General features: G+C 59.4%; 3 protein-coding genes and 1 tRNA gene. All 4 read left to right on the forward strand.

Annotation, left to right across the window (positions count from 1 at the left end; genetic code table 11):
- Positions 1 to 191 precede the first annotated feature (191 nt).
- The 4 genes from DXB53_RS09725 to rbr all read left to right on the forward strand — a co-directional run bounded on the left by DXB53_RS09725 (position 192) and on the right by rbr (position 2,696).
- A tRNA-Asp gene (locus tag DXB53_RS09725) sits at positions 192 to 269 on the forward strand.
- Positions 270 to 628: 359 nt separating this feature from the next.
- The gene (locus DXB53_RS09730) at positions 629 to 1,114 is read left to right on the forward strand and encodes an Rrf2 family transcriptional regulator (protein WP_117564951.1); all 486 of its coding nucleotides are present in this window, start codon (positions 629 to 631) and stop codon (positions 1,112 to 1,114) included.
- 21 nt (positions 1,115 to 1,135) lie between these two features.
- A complete protein-coding gene (locus DXB53_RS09735; RefSeq protein WP_117584284.1) occupies positions 1,136 to 2,041 on the forward strand; it encodes an adenine glycosylase in 906 nt (301 codons plus the stop codon).
- A gap of 115 nt (positions 2,042 to 2,156) precedes the next feature.
- Entirely contained in the window at positions 2,157 to 2,696 is a 540-nt protein-coding gene (gene rbr / locus DXB53_RS09740) for a rubrerythrin (RefSeq protein WP_055252097.1), read from the forward strand.
- Positions 2,697 to 2,788: the final 92 nt, after the last annotated feature.

Raw genomic sequence — 2,788 nt, forward strand, 5'->3', positions numbered from 1 at the left:
AAGCACTTAATGTGCTTTCCGTCTTGCGCAGGACTGTAGAGCAGCAAACTTAACCCGCGCCCGCCGGCCCCGGAGACCCTCCCGGAGGGACCGAAAAATTTTTTCAAAAAAGTTGTTGCGCGCCGGACAGACTTCTGTGTATACTAATCCCCGCAGCGCACGCGAGCGGAAACAAACGCGAACGCCTGCCTGGGGAGTTAGCTCAGTTTGGTTAGAGCGCCGGCCTGTCACGTCGGAGGTCGCGGGTTCGAGCCCCGTACTTCCCGCCAACGCAATTTAAGCCACGTCTTCGGACGTGGCTTTTTGCGTTTGATGCACTTTGTTTCGATAGAACGATCGCCCTGGCGCATCTTCGCCCAGAATCCCCGCCCCTTCGGGAACGCAAGTAAAATCTAATAAGCATATCTGTCTAAACAACAGCTTTGTTGCGCAACACCTGTTCAACGAGACAGGGGGTTAGGTTATACTAAATTGCACTGTAGGCCGCATCTGATGCATTTCGCTCCAAGCGCGGCACTCAGTGGATATCCGATTTACCATTTGGATGTCCTAGCGGTCATTTAGCGTCTCGACACAAGCTCGGCCCCGGAGCTCGTTCGAGCTGTTCGTATTCCTTGAAAGGGGAAAAATGGACATATCGAGGAAGACTGATTACGCCCTTCGTATGCTGGCGATGCTTGCCGAGGATCCGGAGCGTTTGCTTTCTGTTCGCACCGCTGCCGAAGAGGTCAATGTTCCGTATTCGTTTGCCCGCTCGATTCAGCACGGTTTGGTCCAGGCCGGTATTGTGGAGAGCCTGCGTGGCGTCCACGGTGGCATGCGTCTCAAGGTCAGTCCGGACGACGTCACCATTCGTCAGGTCGTCGAGGCCGTTCAGGGCCCTATGGTTATGAATGATTGCACCGCACCCGATGGCGACTGTGCGCGCATGGGCACGTGCTGCTATCATCCCCTGTGGGCCGGAGCTCAAGCGTTGATGCGCGACTACCTCGATTCCGTTTCGCTCGGCGACATCGTCGCTCACCGCCAGTTCCCGGCCGTCGATCCCAAGTTCGCCGACCGCGAAGCGTTTCCCGAGTACGCCACCTGTGCGTATACATGCCGGGAGGAATAGCGCCGCATAAGGAGCATAGATATGATTCAGGACCCCTTTCGTTCGATGATTCGTTCGGAAGGGGTCCTGCGTTATCGCGACCTTCCGTGGCGCCGCACGCGCGATCCGTACATCATTTGGCTTTCTGAGGTCATGTTGCAGCAAACACAGGTGCCACGCGTGGAGACGCGTATGCCGGCGTGGCTCGATCGCTTTCCGACCGTGCAGGCGCTTGCCCAAGCCGCGCCTTCCGATGTTTTGGACGCTTGGCAGGGCATGGGCTACAACCGACGCGCTCTGGCGCTCCACAAGGCCGCTCAGCGCGTTGTGGAGGACTGGGACGGTGAGTTTCCGCGTGAGACGCGTGACTTGGTCGCTCTGCCTGGTATTGGCCCGGCAACGGCGCAAGGTATCCGGTCGTTTGCGTTTGACCTTCCAGGCGTGTATCTGGAGACCAACGTGCGCACGGTCTTTCTGCATCACTTCTTTCCCGATGTACCGGCTGTTCCCGACCGCGAGCTGGTGCCGCTGATTCAGGCGGCCTGTCCGGCGGTCCCCGGTGCGGCGACCGACGAGATCGCTCCCTTTGCCGTGCCGCTCGATGATGCCGACACGCCGCGCGCGTGGTATTACGCGTTGCTGGATTACGGCGCATATCTAAAAAAGACGTTGCCCAATCCGTCCAGGCGCTCGGCGGGCTATAGCCGTCAATCAAAGTTTGAGGGCTCACGTCGCCAAAAGCGCGCGCATATCGTGCGCATGTTGCTGGCAGCGCGCGATGGCCAACCGGCGGGGATTACGCTTGCTGATGCCGTGGTGGGCGTTAACGATATGGAAGCGGCGGCTGGGCGCGGGCCGGTCGAGCGCGACTTGATCGCGGGCATTCTAGCTGACCTGGAGCGCGAGGGCTTTTGCCGAGCCGAGGACGATCGTTGGTTGAGTGTGTAGCCCGCTCAAATCTGAAGAACGGGATTGTAAGGTTTAAATTCTCGGCTTGAGGGGCATCCTAAAGACGAGGCCGCTCGGAGCCTACGGGCGGCATGCGTTGAAGGGAAGTACACCTATGGATTTTGAGAACTCCCAAACCAAGAAGAACCTCGAGACCGCTTTTGCCGGTGAGTCCCAGGCACACACCAAGTATCGCTACTATGCCTCCAAGGCCAAGAAGGACGGCTACGTTCAGATCTCGAACATCTTTGCCGAGACGGCTGGCAACGAGTCCGAGCACGCCAAACTGTGGTTTAAGTATCTGCACGATGGCGCCGTCCCCGATACCCTGGACAATCTGCGCGATGCCGCCGCGGGTGAGAACTACGAGTGGACCACGATGTACGACGAGTTTGCCAAGACCGCCGAGGAAGAGGGCTTTGCCGAGATTGCCGCAAAGTTCCGTGGTGTCGCCGCCGTCGAGAAGGCCCACGAGGAGCGCTACAACAAGCTCGTCGAGCGCATCGAGTCGGGCGAGGTGTTTGAGCGTGAGGGCGTAAAGGTGTGGAAGTGCCTGAACTGCGGGCACCTGCACGTTGGTGCCGAGGCGCCTGAGGTGTGCCCGGTTTGTAACCACCCGAAGGCGTACTTTGAGGAGCAGGTGGTGAACTACTAGCGCTTGGCGCTGGCTGCTGCGGAGCGCAGGGCGGGAGGCCGGATCGCCTTCCCTCCCCGCTCACGGCTCCGCAGGGTCGCGTTGAGGGAAGG

It is taken from the genome of Collinsella sp. OM04-5, from assembly GCF_003439125.1.
In the GTDB taxonomy this organism is placed as follows: Bacteria; Actinomycetota; Coriobacteriia; order Coriobacteriales; family Coriobacteriaceae; genus Collinsella.